Genomic DNA, 15,782 nt, shown 5'->3' on the forward strand with positions numbered 1-15,782 from the left:
TTGCTATTGTACATGCATGGACAGACCTATCGGATATTGGGTGAAGCACCTCGACAACCTGCTGGAGAACGCGATGGGTCAGGCCCTGGCCGCCCACGGCGCCTCGCGCCGGGAGTGGCAGCTTCTCCACGCCACCGCCCAAGGGGAGAACGCCGCCGCGCTGGCGCCGTTCGAGGGGGTGGAGGAGGCCGTACAGAGCCTGACGTCGAGGGGATGGCTGGCGGACGGGCGGCTGACCGACGAGGGCCGGGCCGTGCACACGGCCGTCTCCGAGCGGGTCACCCGCTTCCGGCAGCAGGTCACGCAGGGCGTGAGCGCGCAGGAGTACCAGACCGCCGTCGAGGTGTTGCGCCGTATGGCGGCCAACGCCGAACGCTAGGCGGCCGCCCGGTCGGCCTCCAGCACGACCCGGGCCACCAGCTCCGGATCGTCGCTCATCGGCACGTGCCCGCAGCCCTTGAGCAGCTTGACCCGCTGCCCCGACCAGCGCGCCGCGCGCACGGCCTGGCGGCGCGGCAGCAACCGGTCGCGCTCGCCCCAGGCGATCGTGATGGGCGACTTCGGCGGGGCGGGCGGCATCAGCCCGCCGAACGACTCCAGCGTCTCGTCGAAGCCCGCCGCCCCCGCCAGCGCCTGCGTGGCCGCGACCAGCCCGGCGGGGTCGAGCCGGCTCGGACGGGCCACCAGCACCCCGCTCGACGCCGCTCGCATGACCGGGTTCCCGGCCGCCCTGACCGCCTGCTCCGGCGACATCGCGCGCGCCGAGTTCCGCAGGGCCTTCAGCGTCGTCTGGCAGTAGAGCAGCTCGGAGCGCGACCAGAAGCCGGCCGGCGACAACGCGGTCGCCGCGCGCACGACGCCGCGCGAGGCCAGTTCGAGCGCGATGTAGCCGCCGAGCGAGTTGCCCACCACGTGCGGCTCCCGAATGCCGAGCAGCGCGCAGAACGACTCGACCGCGTCCGCCAGCGACTCCGCGGTGTACGGGATGCCCGCGGGCAACCGCGGCGACACCCCGAAACCGGGCAGGTCGATCGCGATCACCGTGTGGTCGGCGGCCAGCCGGTCCATCACCGGCAACCACGCCTGCCAGTGGTGCCCGATGCCGTGGACGAGGATCAGCGGCTCGCCGCTGCCCCGGCGTTCGAAGGCCAGCTCCATGCGGCCCAGTGAACCACTCACCTGCTCCGGGTGGGAATCTCGAACCAGACCGCTTTGCCTTCCCTGGTGGGACGGGAGCCCCAGCGCTTGGCCAGCTGGTCGACCAGGTAGAGGCCGCGGCCGCCCTCGTCGTTCTCCCCGGCGCTGCGGATGCGGGGCAGGCGGAGGTCCTGGTCGAAGACCTCGACCCAGACCGATTCCTCACCCCTGCGCAGCCTCAGCGTGAACTCCTTGTCGCCGACCGGCTCCTCCTCGAAGCCCGGCATGTCCCAGGACTCCTCGAACGGCAGCGGCGGCCCCTCGACGACCAGCTCCCGGCGCGGAGAGTTGGCGGTGGAGGCGTGCAGCACCACGTTGGTGACGACCTCGGAGACCAGCAGGCAGGCCAGCTCGGCGCGTTCCTCGGGCACGTTCCAGCCGGAGAACGCCTCGGAGGCCATGCGGCGCGCCTCGCCGACCATGATCGGCTGGGCCGGGAAGGTGCGCTCCTCGACGTCGAGGTCGACGTCGCTGGAGCGGACGACCAGGATCGCCATGTCGTCGTCGATCTCGCCGGGCACCGCGATCGTGGCGGCGTCGGCGATGCGCTCGACGTCGGCGTCGGCCATCTTGGCGAGCTTCTCGCACAGCACGCCGAGCGTCTCCTCCTCGCTCGGCATCCTGCCGTCGCGGCCCGGACGCCGGTCGACCAGGCCGTCGGTGTAGAGCAGCAGCGCCGCGCCCGGCGGGAGGGTGCGGGTCTCCTCCTTGTAGACCAGGTCGGCGTGCAGGCCCTTGGCCCGGACGCCGAGCGGCTGGCCGACCTCCTCGATGTCCATCTCCAGGCACTGGCCGTCGACCACCAGCAGCGGCGGCGCGTGCCCGGCGTTGGCGAAGGAGAGCTGCCGGGACCAGGCGTCGTAGACGAGGTACTGGCAGGTGACGATGGGCGGGATGCTGACGTCGGCGCCGTTGTCGTCCTGCTCGGGGGTGGCGATGATGCGGGTCCACTCGTCGAGCCTGGCCAGGATGTCGGCGGGCGACTTGTCGTCTTGTGCGAAGGCCCGCAGCGCGGCCCTGAGCTGGCCCATGATGGCCGCGGCCTTGGCGCCCCTGCCCTCGACGTCGCCGATCACGATGCCGACCCGGCCGGCCGAGAGCGGGATCACGTCGTACCAGTCGCCGCCGACCTGGGTCTGGATGCCCTGGCCGTGGGAGGCGAGCGGGGCCGCCGGGTAGTAGCGCACCGCGATGTCGAGGCCGTCGAGCTGGGGCAGCGCCCTGGGCAGCAGGTGCTTCTGGAACGACTCGGCGGTGTGGCGCTCCTCCTCGAACAGCAGCGCGTTGTCGATCGCGAGGGCCACGCGGGTGGCGATGGCGCCCACGAAGTCGCGGTCGAAGGCGTCGTAGTGGGGGCTGCGCCGGTCGGTCAGGTTGGACAGGCCGAGGTACATCAGGCCCAGCGTCTCGCCGCGCACCAGCAGGGGGGCGACGATGGCCGAGGTCATGCCGATCTCACTGGCCAGGCGCGCGCTGCCCTCGTGCGGTGACGGGTAGCTGGTGGTGGAGAAGTCCTCGACGAGGATGGTCTCCTGGCGGCGCAGCGCGGTGTCGGCGTAGTGGCCGGAGGGGTAGCGGATCTCCGCGCCCACCGGCTTCCACGTGCCGGCGGGCGGGGTCCAGCCCTGGACGTGCTCCGAGACCCGGCGGACCAGCCGGTCGCCCTCCATGAGCTCGATGAAGCAGTGGTCGGCGAACTGCGGCACGAGCATCTCGGCCACCCGCTTGAGCGTCTCCTCGACGTAGAGGGAGCCGGCCAGCCGCTCGCCGATGCGTTCGAGGAGCCCGAAACGGTCTTTCTCGCGTTCGTTGCTGCGCAGGGCCTCGCGGGCCAGGATGACGATGCCGGTGACCGACCCGGACGGGTGGCGCAGCGGCACGGCCTGGGCGCGGACGTAGACGATCGTGCCGTCGCCGCGCCTGACGTCGAACGTGCCCTCCCACACGCCGCCCTTGAGCACGTGCTTGGCCAGCTCGATCGCCAGCGGGTGGTCCTTCTCCATGATCCCGAGGGACAGGACGGACGCGTCACGCGCCGGCGCGTTGCCGGGACGGCCGAACAGCTGCTCGGCGAAGGGATTCCAGTAGAGGAGATTGCTGAAGCGGTCTGTCACGACCACTGCCATTTCGGCGTGGTCCAGAACGGACCCGGCACCAAGGTGATCAGCCGTTTCTTGTGACAGATCCCCCCATCGCTTCATCCGGAGACCACTCCTTGGGGTGGCTTGTGCGCACAGCGGACCACGGGTGCTCCTGCAACTGTCTTGGCCAGGGGAGAGTGGAGGGCCTCCCAAGAGGGATTCAACCAAGTGGCTGCGCGCGCGTCAGCGCTTGGAGACAAAAACGTGCGCGGCAACGTCACGCGGAAGCTCCGCGGGAGTGTCGTTCGCGTCACCGTCACCTGTCACCCGCACACCGTCGTCGCTCGCCGCGAGCGTCACCTCGCGTCCGGGTTGTATCCCAACTTGCTTGAGTTTAAGCATCACAGCAGGATCGCTTTGCACTTGTTCGCTGATCCGGCGCACCACGACCGGGATGTCACGCGGCCCGGCGGCCTCGGACATCGAGGTCAGGACGTTGGCCGCGCCCTCGGTCACCTCCTGCGCCCCCAGCTCGGCCAGCCCCGGGATGGGGTTTCCGTGCGGGCAGACCGTGGGGTTGTCGAGCAGCGTCACCAGCCGCGCCTCGACCGACTCGGACATGACGTGCTCCCACCGGCACGCCTCGATGTGCACCTCTTCCCAGGGAAGGCCGATGACCTGGGTGAGCAGGCATTCGGCCAGGCGGTGCTTGCGCATCACGCGGGTGGCCAGCGTGCGGCCCAGGTCGGTCATCGACAGATGCCGGTCGCCCTCGACGCGGACGAGGCCGTCGCGCTCCATGCGGGCGACGGTCTGGCTCACGGTGGGGCCGCTCTGCTGGAGGCGCTCCGCGATGCGGGCGCGAAGGGGGACGATGCCCTCCTCTTCGAGCTCATAAATCGTACGGAGATACATCTCCGTCGTGTCGATCAGGCCGTGTGCGGTCAAGGCTCCTCCCAACTGAAATGCTACGCCGGTCGTGGCGGGGACTGAGCCCGTCCGCTACGGGCACAGAAGTCATCAGGAACCCTATTGGGAGAACGACCGACGATGGTTAAGGACGGCAACAACGGAGCGGCCGAGTTCCTTCCCGCCCGGCGCGACCTCGGCTCCCTGCGCACGGCGGCCGCCCGCTGCGAGGGCTGCGACCTGTACGCGAAGGCCACCCGGACGGTGTTCGGCGAGGGCCCCGAGCAGGCCCGTTTCATGCTGGTGGGCGAGCAGCCGGGTGATCGCGAGGACCGCGAGGGTCATCCGTTCGTGGGGCCTTCTGGACGCGTGCTGGATCGGGGCCTGGAGGAAGCCGGAATCGAACGGGACGCGGTTTATCTGACGAACGCTGTCAAGCATTTCTCCTTTACTCCCAGGGGGAAGAGAAGGATTCATCAGAAGCCGACGGTCGCCGAGATCGAGGCGTGCCGGCCGTGGCTCGGCGCGGAGCTGGAGCTGGTACGTCCCGACGTGGTCGTGGTGCTCGGCGCGACGGCGGCCAGGTCGCTGCTGGGCAGGGCGTTCCGGCTGACCGAGCACAGAGGCGAGCCGGTGCCGCTCGGCGACGCGCTCGCGGTGGCCACGATCCACCCCTCGGCGGTGCTGCGCGCGCCCGACAGGGACGCGGCCTACGCGGGCTTCGTCTCCGACCTCAGGGCCGCGGCGCGGGTGTCGGAGCGGTAATTGCGGAACCCGGCCACCGACAGGCCGACGACGAGCACGGTGACCGCGCACGCCAGTCCCCCGCCCACCCAGGCGCCGGTGAGCCCGAAGGCGGTCGCGGTCGCGCCGGCGCGCAGGTCGCCGAGGCGCGGGCCGCCCGCCACGACCACCATGAACACGCCCTGCATCCGCCCGCGCATCTCGTCGGGGGCGTAGAGCTGCAGGATCGACTGCCGCCACACCGACGAGATCACGTCGGCCACGCCGCCGACCGCCATGAACGCCACGACCAGCCACAGCTCGCGCACCAGCCCCGCGGCCGCGACGGCGAGCCCCCACATGGCGATGGCCAGCACGAGCGCGACGCCCTGCCGCGAGATCCGGCCCACCCAGCCGGAGAACAGCGCGCCGGCGACCGAGCCGATCGCCATCGCGGAGGTCACCCAGCCGAGCGCGGTCATCGAGCCGCCGAACCGATCGGCGGCCAGCTCGGGGTAGAGGGCGCGCGGCATGGCGAACACCATCGCGATGATGTCCACGACGAACGACATCAGCAGCACCGGGCTCCTGGCGATGAAGCTGAGGCCCTCCCAGACCGCCCGGGCTCCCGGACGTGTCACCTCGCCCAGCGGGGGCAGGGTGGGCAGCCTGAGGGCCGCGTAGAGGCCACCGCTGAACAGCAGGGCGTCGACCGCGTAGGCGGCGGCGTAGTTGGGGTGGTCGCCGCCGGTGGCCAGCAGCACGCCGCCGAGCATCGGGCCGACGACCGCGCCGAGGCTGTAGACCAGCGAGTTGAGCGCGTTGGCGGCCGGCACCAGCTCGGGGTCGAGGATGCGCGGGATCACCGATCCCCTGGTCGGGCCGGTGATCGCGAACCCGGTGGCGTTGACCGCCGTCGCCGCGAAGATCAGGTGTACGTTGCCCAGCCCGAGCAGGGCCTGCGCCAGGATGACCAGGGTGGCCGCCCAGGTGATGAGCGAGCCGATGACGAGCAGCCTGCGCCGGTCGAAGGCGTCGGCGACGGCCCCGCCCCACAGCCCGAAGACCAGCAGCGGGACGAGGTTGGCCATGCCGAGCAGGCCCACCCAGAGCGAGGAGTGGGTCAGGTCGTAGACCTGCTGGCCGACCGCCACGACGGTGACGGCGACGCCCACGTTCGAGACGGCCTGGCCGGACCAGATCCGCCGGTACGCGGGCACGGCCAGCGGCCTTGTGTCCACAAGATGACGTTTGACCAGTTCCCCGAATGCCACCTAAGGCAATTTAAGGTGCAAGTCTCTCCAAAGCCCAACCGGGTCGGGTGCGCCGGTAGCGCAGCCTGTCGTGCATCCGGTCGAGCTGTCCCTGCCAGAACTCCACCTCGGTCGGCGTCACCCGGAAGCCGCCCCAGAAGTCGGGCACCGGCGGATCCTCCGGCCAGCGGGCGGACAGCTCCTCGTAGCGCTCGTCGAGCTCCTCGCGCGAGCGTACGACCGCCGACTGCCGCGAGGCCCAGGCCCCGATGCGGGAGCCGTACGGGCGGGAGTTGTAGTAGTCGGCCGACTCCTGGTGGGAGATGCGGGCGACGGTGCCCTCGATGCGGATCTGGCGGCGGATGGCGTGCCAGGGGAACAGCAGCGAGGCGCGTCCGTTCTCGGCCAGGTCGCGGCCTTTGCGGGACTCGTAGTTGGTGTAGAAGACGAAGCCGTTCTCGTCGTAGCCCTTGAGCAGGACCGTCCTGGCGCTAGGCCGGCCGCCCGCGGAGGCGGTGGCGAGGACCATGGCGTTGGGTTCGGGCAGGCCGGCGTCGAGCGCGTCCTGGAACCAGACGGTGAACTGCGCGACGGGGTCGGACGCGAGGTCGGTCTCGAGCAACGGCTCGCCCTCGTACGTTCGGCGTAGCGCCGCCAGCAGGGGCGGGCGCGGGGTGGCATCCACGAGACGGTATTCTTGCGCGCTCATGTGGCAGATCCCACGCTAGGGCGCGTTCGGCGGCCTGACGCAGGTCACGGGACACGTGCCCACAGCAGGCTCCCTACCAGCGGGTTTGACGTTTCGGCGGGTCCCGAGACCGACCATGACCTGGGAGGGGGTTAAATTGACCCGCCGGTATCTCGACATCAAGGCATTGCCGTTACATGGCAAGAAAGGGAGGCGGCCGAGCATGTCCGACTTCAAACCCGGCCTCGAAGGCGTCGTAGCTTTCGAGACCGAGATCGCGGAACCGGACAAAGAAGGGGGCGCCCTTCGATACCGGGGCGTCGACATCGAGGAGCTGGTCGGCCGTGTCCCGTTCGGGCACGTTTGGGGCCTGCTGGTCGACAACAAGTTCCAGCCGGGCCTGCCCCCGGCGGAGCCGTACCCCATCCCTGTCCACTCCGGTGACATCCGCGTAGACGTGCAGAGCGCGCTGGCCATGCTGGCTCCGGCCTATGGCTTCAAGCCCCTGCTCGACATCAGTGACGAGGAGGCCCGCGACCAGCTCGCGCGCGCCTCCGTGATGGCGCTCTCCTTCGTCGCGCAGTCCGCGCGCGGCCTCGGCCTGCCGATGGTGCCGCAGAGCCGGGTCGACGAGGCGAAGACCATCGTCGAACGCTTCATGATCCGCTGGCGCGGTGAGCCTGATCCCAAGCACGTCAAGGCCATCGACGCCTACTGGACCTCGGCCGCCGAGCACGGCATGAACGCGTCCACGTTCACCGCCCGCGTCATCGCCTCCACCGGCGCCGACGTGGCCGCGGCGCTCTCCGGCGCCGTGGGCGCGATGTCGGGCCCGCTGCACGGCGGCGCCCCCGCCCGCGTGCTTCACATGATCGAAGGCGTGGAGCAGCTGGGCGACGCCAAGAAGTACGTCCAGAGCGAGCTCGACAAGGGCAACCGGCTCATGGGCTTCGGCCACCGCGTCTACCGCGCGGAGGACCCGCGCGCCCGCGTGCTGCGCCGCACCGCCAAGGAGCTCGACGCGCCCCGCTACGAGGTCGCGGCGGCGCTGGAGCAGGCCGCCCTGGAGGAGCTGCACGCCCGCAAGCCCGACCGGGTGCTCGCCACCAACGTCGAGTACTGGGCGGCCGTGGTGCTGGACTTCGCCGAGGTGCCCTCGCACATGTTCACCTCGATGTTCACCTGCGCCCGCACGGCCGGCTGGGCCGCGCACATCCTGGAGCAGAAGCTCACGGGCCGGCTGGTGCGTCCGAGCGCCAACTACATCGGCCCGGCCTCGCGCCCGCTGAGCGACGTCCCCGGCGCCTCCGAGGTTGTCGGCACGATCTGACACGTTTCACCCGTGTCATGAACGGCCCGCCCGCTCAAGGGCGGGCCGTTCCGCGTCTCATTCGGCGGACCCGTGCGACGTCACCCGGACGGCCTCAGTACGCTTGGCACGTGGCTGACATCGTGATTCCCGCTGACATCAAGCCCGCCGACGGCCGTTTCGGCTGCGGGCCCTCGAAGGTTCGCACCGAGCAACTGGCCGCGCTCGCCGCCTCCGGCGCGAGCCTCATGGGCACCTCCCACCGCCAGAAGCCGGTCAAGAACCTGGTCGGCCGCGTGCGCTCCGGCCTCGCCGACCTGTTCTCGCTGCCCGAGGGCTACCAGGTCGTGCTGGGCAACGGCGGCACCACCGCGTTCTGGGACATCGCGGCCTTCGGGCTGATCAGGGAGAAGTCCCAGCACCTGTCGTTCGGCGAGTTCTCCTCGAAGTTCGCCGCCGTCGCCAAGAAGGCGCCGTGGCTGGCCGACCCGAGCGTGATCAAGTCCGACGTCGGCACCCACCCCACCGCGGTGGCCGAGGACGGCGTCGACGTCTACGCCCTCACCCACAACGAGACCTCGACCGGCGTCGCCATGCCGATCTCCCGCGTGGGCGGCGACGACTCGCTGGTGCTGGTCGACGCCACCTCCGGCGCGGGCGGCCTGCCGGTCGACATCGCCGAGACCGACGTCTACTACTTCGCCCCGCAGAAGAGCTTCGCCTCCGACGGCGGCCTGTGGATCGCGATCATGTCGCCGCGCGCCCTGGCCAGGGTCGAGGAGATCGCCGCCTCCGGCCGGTACGTGCCCGAGTTCTTCAGCCTGCCGATCGCGATCGACAACTCCGGCAAGGACCAGACCTACAACACGCCCGCCGTGGCCACGCTGTTCCTGCTGGCCGACCAGCTCGACTGGATGAACGGCAACGGCGGCCTGGCCTGGACCACCGCCCGCACCGCCGAGTCCAGCCAGCGCCTGTACACCTGGGCCGAGAAGTCGTCCTACGCCACGCCGTTCGCCGCCCCGCAGTTCCGCTCGCAGGTGGTCGGCACGATCGACTTCAACGACGACGTCGACGCCGCCGAGGTGGCCAAGGTGCTGCGCGCCAACGGCATCGTCGACACCGAGCCCTACCGCAAGCTGGGCCGCAACCAGCTCCGCATCGCGATGTTCCCGGCCATCGAGCCGTCCGACGTCGAGGCGCTGACGGTCTGCGTCGACCACGTGGTCGAGCGCCTCTAGCCCGTCACCCGCCGGCCCGTCCGGCGGGTCAGCTCGTCCAGGAGCGCCAGGGCGTCCGCCTCCTCGACGCTCTGCGCGAACCTCGTCAGCACCGGCAGCCTGTCGGTGCTGACGGCGAGGGCCTCCAGCATCAGGCGGCTGACGTGCTCGGCCCTTGAGCAGGCGGCCGCGTAGCGGAAGGCGTTGCGCGCCGGCGTGCGCACCAGCAGCCCCTTGCGCACCAGCCGCTCGGCGACGGTCTGCACGGTCGTGTACGCCAGGTCGCGGTCCTCGTTGAGGCTGTCCAGGAGCTCCCGCACGCGCATGGCCTTGCCGGCATCCCACAGCACGTTCATGATCGCGCGTTCCAGGGATCCCAGGTTCGCCAACTCAACCAGTCCTCCGGCTCGATCAGTAGGAAACATTCTTGCCCGAACAGCCCCCGATCGGCCAGGGGCGAGCGCTGCCCCGCAGCCTCGGCTACCTCATGTTCGCCAGCCGCTGGCTGCAGGTCCCGCTCTACCTGGGCCTCATCGTGGCGCAGGCGGTGTACGTCTGGCAGTTCATGACCGAGCTGTGGCACCTGCTCAGCAGCGTCTTCCTGCACCCGGCGACCGGCGACGGCACGTCGGCCGAGGTCGTCGTCATGCTGACGGTCCTGGCGCTGATCGACGTCGTCATGATCTCCAACCTGCTGATCATGGTGATCATCGGCGGCTACGAGACGTTCGTCTCGCGCATCAACCTCAACGACCATCCCGACGAGCCCGAATGGCTCTCCCACGTCAACGCCAACGTGCTGAAGGTCAAGCTGGCCACGGCCATCGTGGGCATCTCGTCGGTGCACCTGCTGCAGACGTTCATCCGGGCCCGTGACGTGCCCAACGACAAGATCATGTGGCAGACGATCATCCACCTGGCGTTCGTGGCCTCGGCGATCGGCCTGGCGCTCATCGACCGCATGCTCGCCGGCTCACCGGCCGAGCGCACCAAGCCGCACCTGTAGGGCTCAGAAGCGGGCCGGCAGCTCTTTCCTGCGGCGCAGCACCCAGGCGGCCACCACGCCGCCCAGGAGCCCGAACAGGTGGCCCTGCCACGAGATGCCCTGCTGGTTGGGGAGCAGGCCCCACAGGATCGAGTAGTAGGCCACGCCCACGCCGATGCCGATCAGGACGTCCACCAGGCGGCGGTCGAACAGGCCGCGGGCCAGCACGAAGCCGAAGTAGCCGAAGACCAGGCCGCTCGCGCCGATCGTGATCACGCCGGGGCTGGACACCCACGTGCCGAGGCCGCCGATCAGCACGATCAGCAGCGTGGCCCAGAGGAACTTGCGGATGTCGCGCACCGCCGCCAGGAAGCCCAGCACCAGCAGCGGCAGCGAGTTGGCCATGAGGTGGCCGAAGCCGCCGTGCAGGAACGGCGCGAACAGGATGCCCACCAGGCCGTCGGCGTCCCAGCCCGCGATGCCGTAGGAGTCGAGCGCGCCGCCCATCACGTAGTCGACGCCCTCCAGGACCCACATCACGGCGAGCATGGACCCGAGGATGACGATCGCCTTGATCGCGCTCGACAGGAAGGTGCCGGCGCCGCGCCTGGCCGACTCGAACCTGGAACCCGAATGGTCGCTCATGCGCTCTCCTGGTGGTGGTCTCCTCCCTTTACCGTACGCAGGAAAGGTCACGCACGCGCGTTGACGCGGCCCCTTCCGGACGTGCGGAAGGGGCCGGCGTACGGGTGAGGGTTACTCGCCCTTCCACTGGGGGGCGCGCTTCTCGGCGAAGGCCGCCGCGCCCTCCATGGCGTCCTTGGAGCCGAACACCGGGTTGATGATCGCGCCCTGCTTCTTGAACATCTCCTCCAGGGGCCAGTCCTGGGACTCGATGATCACCTTCTTGGTCGCCGCGAGCGCCAGGGGCGCGTTGGCGGCGATCTTGCGGGCCAGCTCCAGCGCGCCCCCCAGGGCGGCCCCCGGCTCGGTGATCCGGTTGACCAGGCCCAGCTCGTACAGGCGGGAGGCGGGGTAGTGGTCGCCGGTCAGGGCGATCTCCATGGCAACGTGGTACGGGATCCGCCGCGGCAGCCGCATGATCCCGCCCGCGCCGGCCACCAGCCCGCGCTTCGGCTCGGGCAGCCCGAACGTGGACTCCGACGAGGCCACGATGACGTCGCAGGACAGGGCCAGCTCGAAGCCGCCCGCCAGGGCGTACCCCTCGACCGCGGCCACCAGCGGCTTCTTGGGCGGCGCCTCGGCGATGCCGCCGAAGCCGCGCCCCTCGACCACCGGGACGTCCCCGGACAGGAACCCCTTGAGGTCCATGCCCGCGCAGAACGTGCCCCCGGCGCCGGTCAGCACGTACGCCGAGATCTCGGGGCGGGCGTCGAAGGTGTCCAGCGCCTCGGCGATCCCCCGGGCCACCGCGCCGTTGATCGCGTTGCGCGCCTTCGGCCGGTTGATGGTGATGACCGCGACGTTGCCGGACTCCTCGACGAGCACTTCGTCAGACACGGGACCTCACTTGGGCTGGAAGCGGATGCCGCCGTCGAAGCGCACGACCTCGGCGTTCATGTAGTCGTTCTGGACGAGCGAGTGCACCAGGTGGGCGAACTCGTCGGCCCGGCCCATGCGCTTGGGGAAGACCACGGGGGCCACGAGCTTGGCCTTGAACTCCTCGGCGTTGCCGGAGAAGCCGTAGATGGGGGTGTCGATGATGCCGGGGCAGATCGTGTTCACGCGTACGCCGATGGCCGCCAGGTCGCGCGCGGCGGGGACGGTCATGCCCACGATGCCGCCCTTGGAGGCCGAGTAGGCGAGCTGGCCCGTCTGGCCCTCCAGGGCGGCGACGGAGGCCGTGTTGATGACCACGCCGCGCTGGCCGTCGGCGTCGACCGGCTCGGTGGCGGCGATGGCGGCCGCGGCGATGCGCATGAGGTTGAAGGTGCCGATCAGGTTGACCTCGATCACCTTGCGGTACGTGGCCGGATTGTGCGGCTTGCCCTCGCGGTTGACCGTGCGCTCGGCCCAGCCGATGCCCGCGCTGTTGACCACGACGCGCAGCGGCTTGCCCGTGGCCACGGCCGCGTCGACGGCCGCCTGCACCTGATCGTCGTCCGACACGTCCGTCCTGACGAAGACGCCGCCGAGCTCGTCGGCGACGGCCTTGCCGCGCTCCTCGTTGAGGTCGGCGATGACCACGGTGGCGCCCGCGCGGGCGAGCTCGCGGGCCGTCGCCTCACCGAGGCCGCTGGCACCGCCGGAGATGATTGCTGCAGATCCGTTGACGTCCATATCCCGGACCTTAACGCGCCAACCGAATGAAGTTCTACTCGGGGCCGGTTAAATTCCGCCCACGGCGCTGTCGACGTCGGAGTACACCTTGATCCGCCGGTCGAGCCCCGTGGTCCGCAGGATGCGCGCCACGGGCGCCTGGGGCGCGGCGAGGGACACCCCGCCTCCCTCTCCCGTGGCCAGCCGCCAGGCCTCGATCAGCACCGAAAGACCGCTGGAGTCCATGAACGACAGCTGCTGCAGGTCGAGCACGAGCCTGGCGCTGTCCTGCTTGATGGCGTCGCGGACCTCGTCGCGGAGGAACGGTGCGGTGAACAGATCGAGCTCTCCCTCAACGGCCACCACCACGGCGTCACCCAGGGCGTGTCGCGCAAGCCGCAGCTTCATTTGGCCCCTCCTCGATGAGCCACTGTACTTCGACATCCCCGGATAGCGGGCATGCACAAACTACGAAGAGCCGGATACAGAAGGACTAGACCGGACTAATCACGCGCTGGACGCGGCGCTGAGGGTTCTTACCCAGCCGGCCGCCCGGCCCGCGACCTGGGGACCAGGTTGCCTCACCCGGCCGGGACGGCGAAGCCGTACGGGAGTTCCAGGCGGTGCCCGGCCAGCAGCTCGGCGTCGGCCAGCAGCTCGCGCGTGGGCCCGTCGGCGGCGATCACGCCTCCCGACAGGATCAGCGAGCGCTCGCACAACTCCAGCGCGTACGGCAGGTCGTGGGTGACCATGAGCACCGTCACATCCAGCGAACGCAGGATCTCGGCCAGCTCCCTGCGCGCGGCCGGGTCAAGGTTGGAGGACGGCTCGTCGAGCACCAGGATCTCCGGCCGCATCGCCAGCACCGTGGCCACCGCCACCCGGCGCCGCTGGCCGAACGACAGGTGGTGCGGCGGCCGGTCGGCGGCCTCCAGCATGCCGACCCGGTCGAGCGCGTCGCGGACCACCCGGTCGAGCTCGGCGCCCTTGAGGCCGGCGTTGGCCGGGCCGAAGGCGACGTCGTCCCGGACCGTGGGCATGAAGAGCTGGTCGTCGGGGTCCTGGAAGACCAGGCCGACGCGCTGCCTGATCTCCTTGAGCGTGTCCTTGCGCACCGGGACGCCGCCCACGGCCACGCTGCCGTGCCCGGCGGTGAGGATGCCGTTGAGATGCATGACGAGGGTCGTCTTGCCGGCGCCGTTGGGGCCGAGCAGCGCCACCCGCTCACCGCGGCCGATCGCCAGGTTCACGCCGAACAGCGCCTGAGTGCCGTCGGGGTAGGCGTAGGCCAGGTCACTGACCTCCAGAGAGTTCACCATGAGAGCCCCAGAACCGCGAGTGCCACGACGGGCAGGGCGAGCGCCGCCGCCCACTGCCCGATGGATGCCGAAATATCTTGAATTATCGGCATCCGTCCAGCGTAGCCGCGACTCAGCATCGCCAGATGCACCCGCTCGCCCCGCTCGTACGAACGGATGAACAGCGCGCCGGCCGAACGCGCGATCACCGGGATCTGCCGGAAGTTGCGCGCCTCGAACCCGCGCGACTCGCGGGCCACCCGCATCCGCCGCATCTCCTCCAGGATCACGTCCATGTACCTGAGCATGAACATGGCGATCTGCACCAGCAGGCTCGGCAGCCGCAGCCGCTGCGCCCCGACGAGGATGACCCGCGGCTCGGTGGTGGCCGCGAGCAGGATCGAGGCGATCACCCCGAGCGTGGCCTTGACCAGGATGTTCCAGGCCGCCCACAACCCCGGCACGCTCAGCGAGACGCCGAGCACCGTCGTGCGCTCGCCCATCCCGATCACCGGGATCAGGAACGCGAACAGCACGAACGGCAGCTCGATCACCATCCGCCGCAGCACGTGCCCGACCGGCACCCGCGCGGCCAGCGCGACGCCCCCGAGCAGCGCCGCGTAGACCGCGAACGCCCAGAAGCGCTCCCGCGGCGTGGCCACCACGACGACGGCGAAGACGAAGACGGCCAGCAGCTTGCACTGCGGCGGCAGCCGGTGGACGAGGGAGTCACCCGGCAGGTAGAGATCGTGCCGATGCCCCGCGCCCACCGTCACTCACCGTCTCTCACAGATCAGACCCCTACGTTCGTACGGCTGCGCGCGGCGAACGCCACGGCGCCGGCGATGAGCAGCACGAGCCCGACGCCGACGATCCCGGCCACGCCGACCGGGATGCCGCCCACCTCACCGTAGTCGGCCAGCGCCCACGACCCGAACGCGTGGTCGGCCGCCTGGCCGCTGAAGCCCTTGTTCTCGGCCACGGCCTCCAGCCCGTCGGGGTCGGAGGCGGCGAAGAAGGACACCACGCCGGCCAGCACCAGGGTCAGCCCGATCCCGCCCAGCAGGAACGGCTTGAGCGCGCCCGGCCGGGCCGCCGGCGCCGGCTCGTCCACGGTCGTGGTGGCGCCGTCGGCCCCCTTGAGCACCAGCGGCTTGGCCAGCCCGCGGGCGCCGTACACCAGGTCGGGCCGGACGGCCAGCACGGCGGCGACGGTGGTGGCGGTGATCAGCGCCTCGCCGATGCCGATCAGCACGTGCACGCCGCCCATGGCCGCGGCCACGGCCGACACCTCGATGGGCGCGGTGCCGCCGATCCAGAACAGCACGGAGAACACCAGCGCCGAGGCCGGCACCGAGATCAGCGCCCCGAGGAAGGCCCCGAGCGTCACCCCGCCCCGGCCCCTGGCCATCGCGGTGACCAGCCGGAAGACGCCCCACCCGACCAGCACGGTGACGATGCCCATGATGGTGATGTTGACGCCCAGCGCGGTCAGCCCGCCGTCGGCGAAGAACACGGCCTGCACCAGGAGCACCACGGCCATGCACAGCACCCCTGTGTAGGGCCCCACGAGTATCGCCGCCAGCGCGCCGCCCAGCAGGTGGCCGCTGGTGCCCGCCGCGACGGGGAAGTTCAGCATCTGGACCGCGAAGATGAAGGCCGCCACGAGCCCCGCCATGGGCGCGGTCCGGTCGTCCAGCTCGCGACGGGCGCCCCGCAGGCAGACCGCTACCCCGGCGGCCGCCACCGCTCCGGCGGAGACGGATGTAGCTGCGTTGAAGAAGCCATCGGGTACGTGCACGGCAACGCCTCCAGAAGGACGAACAAATCCTCCTCACT

General features: G+C 70.5%; 18 protein-coding genes. 5 read left to right on the plus strand and 13 right to left on the minus strand.

Annotated elements, in window-relative coordinates; translation table 11 throughout:
- Positions 1-16: 16 nt before the first annotated feature.
- The gene (locus ACFYUV_RS41535) at positions 17-379 is read left to right on the plus strand and encodes a MarR family winged helix-turn-helix transcriptional regulator (protein ID WP_387679243.1); all 363 of its coding nucleotides are present in this window, start codon (positions 17-19) and stop codon (positions 377-379) included.
- Here ACFYUV_RS41535 and ACFYUV_RS41540 read toward each other — a convergent pair.
- The 3 genes from ACFYUV_RS41540 to ACFYUV_RS41550 all read right to left on the minus strand — a co-directional run bounded on the left by ACFYUV_RS41540 (position 376) and on the right by ACFYUV_RS41550 (position 4,226).
- Positions 376-1,179: an alpha/beta fold hydrolase gene (locus tag ACFYUV_RS41540; protein ID WP_387679246.1), complete on the minus strand. Its 804-nt coding sequence runs from the start codon at positions 1,177-1,179 to the stop codon at positions 376-378. The genes ACFYUV_RS41535 and ACFYUV_RS41540 overlap by 4 nt on opposite strands.
- Complete coding sequence (locus tag ACFYUV_RS41545) at positions 1,176-3,398, minus strand: SpoIIE family protein phosphatase (RefSeq protein ID WP_364326275.1); 2,223 nt, start codon at positions 3,396-3,398, stop codon at positions 1,176-1,178. The genes ACFYUV_RS41540 and ACFYUV_RS41545 overlap by 4 nt, the downstream gene beginning before the upstream one ends.
- A 123-nt stretch (positions 3,399-3,521) precedes the next feature.
- Positions 3,522-4,226, minus strand: coding sequence for a metal-dependent transcriptional regulator (locus ACFYUV_RS41550; protein WP_352322278.1), 705 nt, complete (start codon positions 4,224-4,226; stop codon positions 3,522-3,524).
- 102 nt (positions 4,227-4,328) lie between these two features.
- On the opposite strand from ACFYUV_RS41550, the gene ACFYUV_RS41555 reads away from it, so the two are divergent.
- The gene (locus tag ACFYUV_RS41555; RefSeq protein WP_387679249.1) at positions 4,329-4,952 is read left to right on the plus strand and encodes a UdgX family uracil-DNA binding protein; all 624 of its coding nucleotides are present in this window, start codon (positions 4,329-4,331) and stop codon (positions 4,950-4,952) included.
- Here the strand turns inward: ACFYUV_RS41555 and ACFYUV_RS41560 are convergent.
- The gene (locus ACFYUV_RS41560) at positions 4,898-6,184 is read right to left on the minus strand and encodes an MFS transporter (RefSeq protein ID WP_387679252.1); all 1,287 of its coding nucleotides are present in this window, start codon (positions 6,182-6,184) and stop codon (positions 4,898-4,900) included. The genes ACFYUV_RS41555 and ACFYUV_RS41560 overlap by 55 nt on opposite strands.
- 10 nt (positions 6,185-6,194) lie before the next feature.
- Positions 6,195-6,872, minus strand: coding sequence for a pyridoxamine 5'-phosphate oxidase (gene pdxH, locus ACFYUV_RS41565; protein WP_358289213.1), 678 nt, complete (start codon positions 6,870-6,872; stop codon positions 6,195-6,197).
- A 202-nt stretch (positions 6,873-7,074) separates the two neighbouring features.
- On the opposite strand from pdxH, the gene ACFYUV_RS41570 reads away from it, so the two are divergent.
- Together ACFYUV_RS41570 and serC are read left to right on the plus strand one after the other, a co-directional pair.
- On the plus strand, positions 7,075-8,181 hold the full coding sequence (locus ACFYUV_RS41570; protein ID WP_352322285.1) for a citrate synthase 2: 1,107 nt from the start codon (positions 7,075-7,077) through the stop codon (positions 8,179-8,181).
- 110 nt (positions 8,182-8,291) lie between these two features.
- A complete protein-coding gene (gene serC, locus ACFYUV_RS41575) occupies positions 8,292-9,401 on the plus strand; it encodes a phosphoserine transaminase (RefSeq protein WP_352322287.1) in 1,110 nt (369 codons plus the stop codon).
- Here the strand turns inward: serC and ACFYUV_RS41580 are convergent.
- Positions 9,398-9,769 carry a BlaI/MecI/CopY family transcriptional regulator gene (locus ACFYUV_RS41580; protein WP_387679257.1) on the minus strand — a complete coding sequence of 124 codons (372 nt, stop codon included), beginning with the start codon at positions 9,767-9,769 and terminating at the stop codon, positions 9,398-9,400. The genes serC and ACFYUV_RS41580 overlap by 4 nt on opposite strands.
- A gap of 38 nt (positions 9,770-9,807) precedes the next feature.
- Here ACFYUV_RS41580 and ACFYUV_RS41585 point away from each other — a divergent pair, with 38 nt between their 5' ends.
- Positions 9,808-10,386, plus strand: a complete 579-nt coding sequence (locus ACFYUV_RS41585) for a TIGR00645 family protein (RefSeq protein WP_358289220.1) — start codon at positions 9,808-9,810, stop codon at positions 10,384-10,386.
- 3 nt (positions 10,387-10,389) lie between these two features.
- Here ACFYUV_RS41585 and ACFYUV_RS41590 read toward each other — a convergent pair whose 3' ends face one another.
- The 7 genes from ACFYUV_RS41590 to ACFYUV_RS41620 form a co-directional block, all read right to left on the minus strand.
- On the minus strand, positions 10,390-11,010 hold the full coding sequence (locus ACFYUV_RS41590) for a rhomboid family intramembrane serine protease (protein ID WP_387679260.1): 621 nt from the start codon (positions 11,008-11,010) through the stop codon (positions 10,390-10,392).
- A gap of 111 nt (positions 11,011-11,121) precedes the next feature.
- On the minus strand, positions 11,122-11,886 hold the full coding sequence (locus ACFYUV_RS41595) for a crotonase/enoyl-CoA hydratase family protein (RefSeq protein ID WP_387679263.1): 765 nt from the start codon (positions 11,884-11,886) through the stop codon (positions 11,122-11,124).
- Positions 11,887-11,892: 6 nt separating this feature from the next.
- Positions 11,893-12,666 (minus strand): SDR family NAD(P)-dependent oxidoreductase, encoded by a 774-nt coding sequence (locus ACFYUV_RS41600; protein WP_352322296.1) that lies wholly within the window; start codon positions 12,664-12,666, stop codon positions 11,893-11,895.
- A 48-nt stretch (positions 12,667-12,714) separates the two neighbouring features.
- Positions 12,715-13,053 carry an STAS domain-containing protein gene (locus ACFYUV_RS41605; RefSeq protein WP_138689510.1) on the minus strand — a complete coding sequence of 113 codons (339 nt, stop codon included), beginning with the start codon at positions 13,051-13,053 and terminating at the stop codon, positions 12,715-12,717.
- 173 nt (positions 13,054-13,226) lie between these two features.
- Entirely contained in the window at positions 13,227-13,964 is a 738-nt protein-coding gene (locus tag ACFYUV_RS41610) for an ABC transporter ATP-binding protein (protein ID WP_358289230.1), read from the minus strand.
- Entirely contained in the window at positions 13,958-14,713 is a 756-nt protein-coding gene (gene cbiQ, locus ACFYUV_RS41615; RefSeq protein ID WP_387679267.1) for a cobalt ECF transporter T component CbiQ, read from the minus strand. Before cbiQ ends, ACFYUV_RS41610 begins: the two co-directional genes overlap by 7 nt.
- Positions 14,714-14,736: 23 nt before the next feature.
- Positions 14,737-15,744, minus strand: a complete 1,008-nt coding sequence (locus tag ACFYUV_RS41620) for an energy-coupling factor ABC transporter permease (RefSeq protein ID WP_387679270.1) — start codon at positions 15,742-15,744, stop codon at positions 14,737-14,739.
- Between the last annotated feature and the right edge of the window lie 38 nt (positions 15,745-15,782).

Origin of the sequence: Nonomuraea sp. NPDC003560 (genome assembly GCF_042878785.1) — a bacterium.
Taxonomy (GTDB): domain Bacteria; phylum Actinomycetota; class Actinomycetes; order Streptosporangiales; family Streptosporangiaceae; genus Nonomuraea.

Bases quoted from the DNA above. Each gene is read 5' to 3' on its own strand.
- ACFYUV_RS41535 (WP_387679243.1), top strand. From the start codon at position 17: ATGGACAGACCTATCGGATATTGGGTGAAGCACCTCGACAACCTGCTG.
- ACFYUV_RS41545 (WP_364326275.1), bottom strand. From the start codon at position 3,398: ATGAAGCGATGGGGGGATCTGTCACAAGAAACGGCTGATCACCTTGGT.
- ACFYUV_RS41555 (WP_387679249.1), top strand. From the start codon at position 4,329: ATGGTTAAGGACGGCAACAACGGAGCGGCCGAGTTCCTTCCCGCCCGG.
- pdxH (WP_358289213.1), bottom strand. From the start codon at position 6,872: ATGAGCGCGCAAGAATACCGTCTCGTGGATGCCACCCCGCGCCCGCCC.
- ACFYUV_RS41570 (WP_352322285.1), top strand. From the start codon at position 7,075: ATGTCCGACTTCAAACCCGGCCTCGAAGGCGTCGTAGCTTTCGAGACC.
- ACFYUV_RS41590 (WP_387679260.1), bottom strand. From the start codon at position 11,010: ATGAGCGACCATTCGGGTTCCAGGTTCGAGTCGGCCAGGCGCGGCGCC.
- ACFYUV_RS41600 (WP_352322296.1), bottom strand. From the start codon at position 12,666: ATGGACGTCAACGGATCTGCAGCAATCATCTCCGGCGGTGCCAGCGGC.
- ACFYUV_RS41605 (WP_138689510.1), bottom strand. From the start codon at position 13,053: ATGAAGCTGCGGCTTGCGCGACACGCCCTGGGTGACGCCGTGGTGGTG.
- ACFYUV_RS41610 (WP_358289230.1), bottom strand. From the start codon at position 13,964: ATGGTGAACTCTCTGGAGGTCAGTGACCTGGCCTACGCCTACCCCGAC.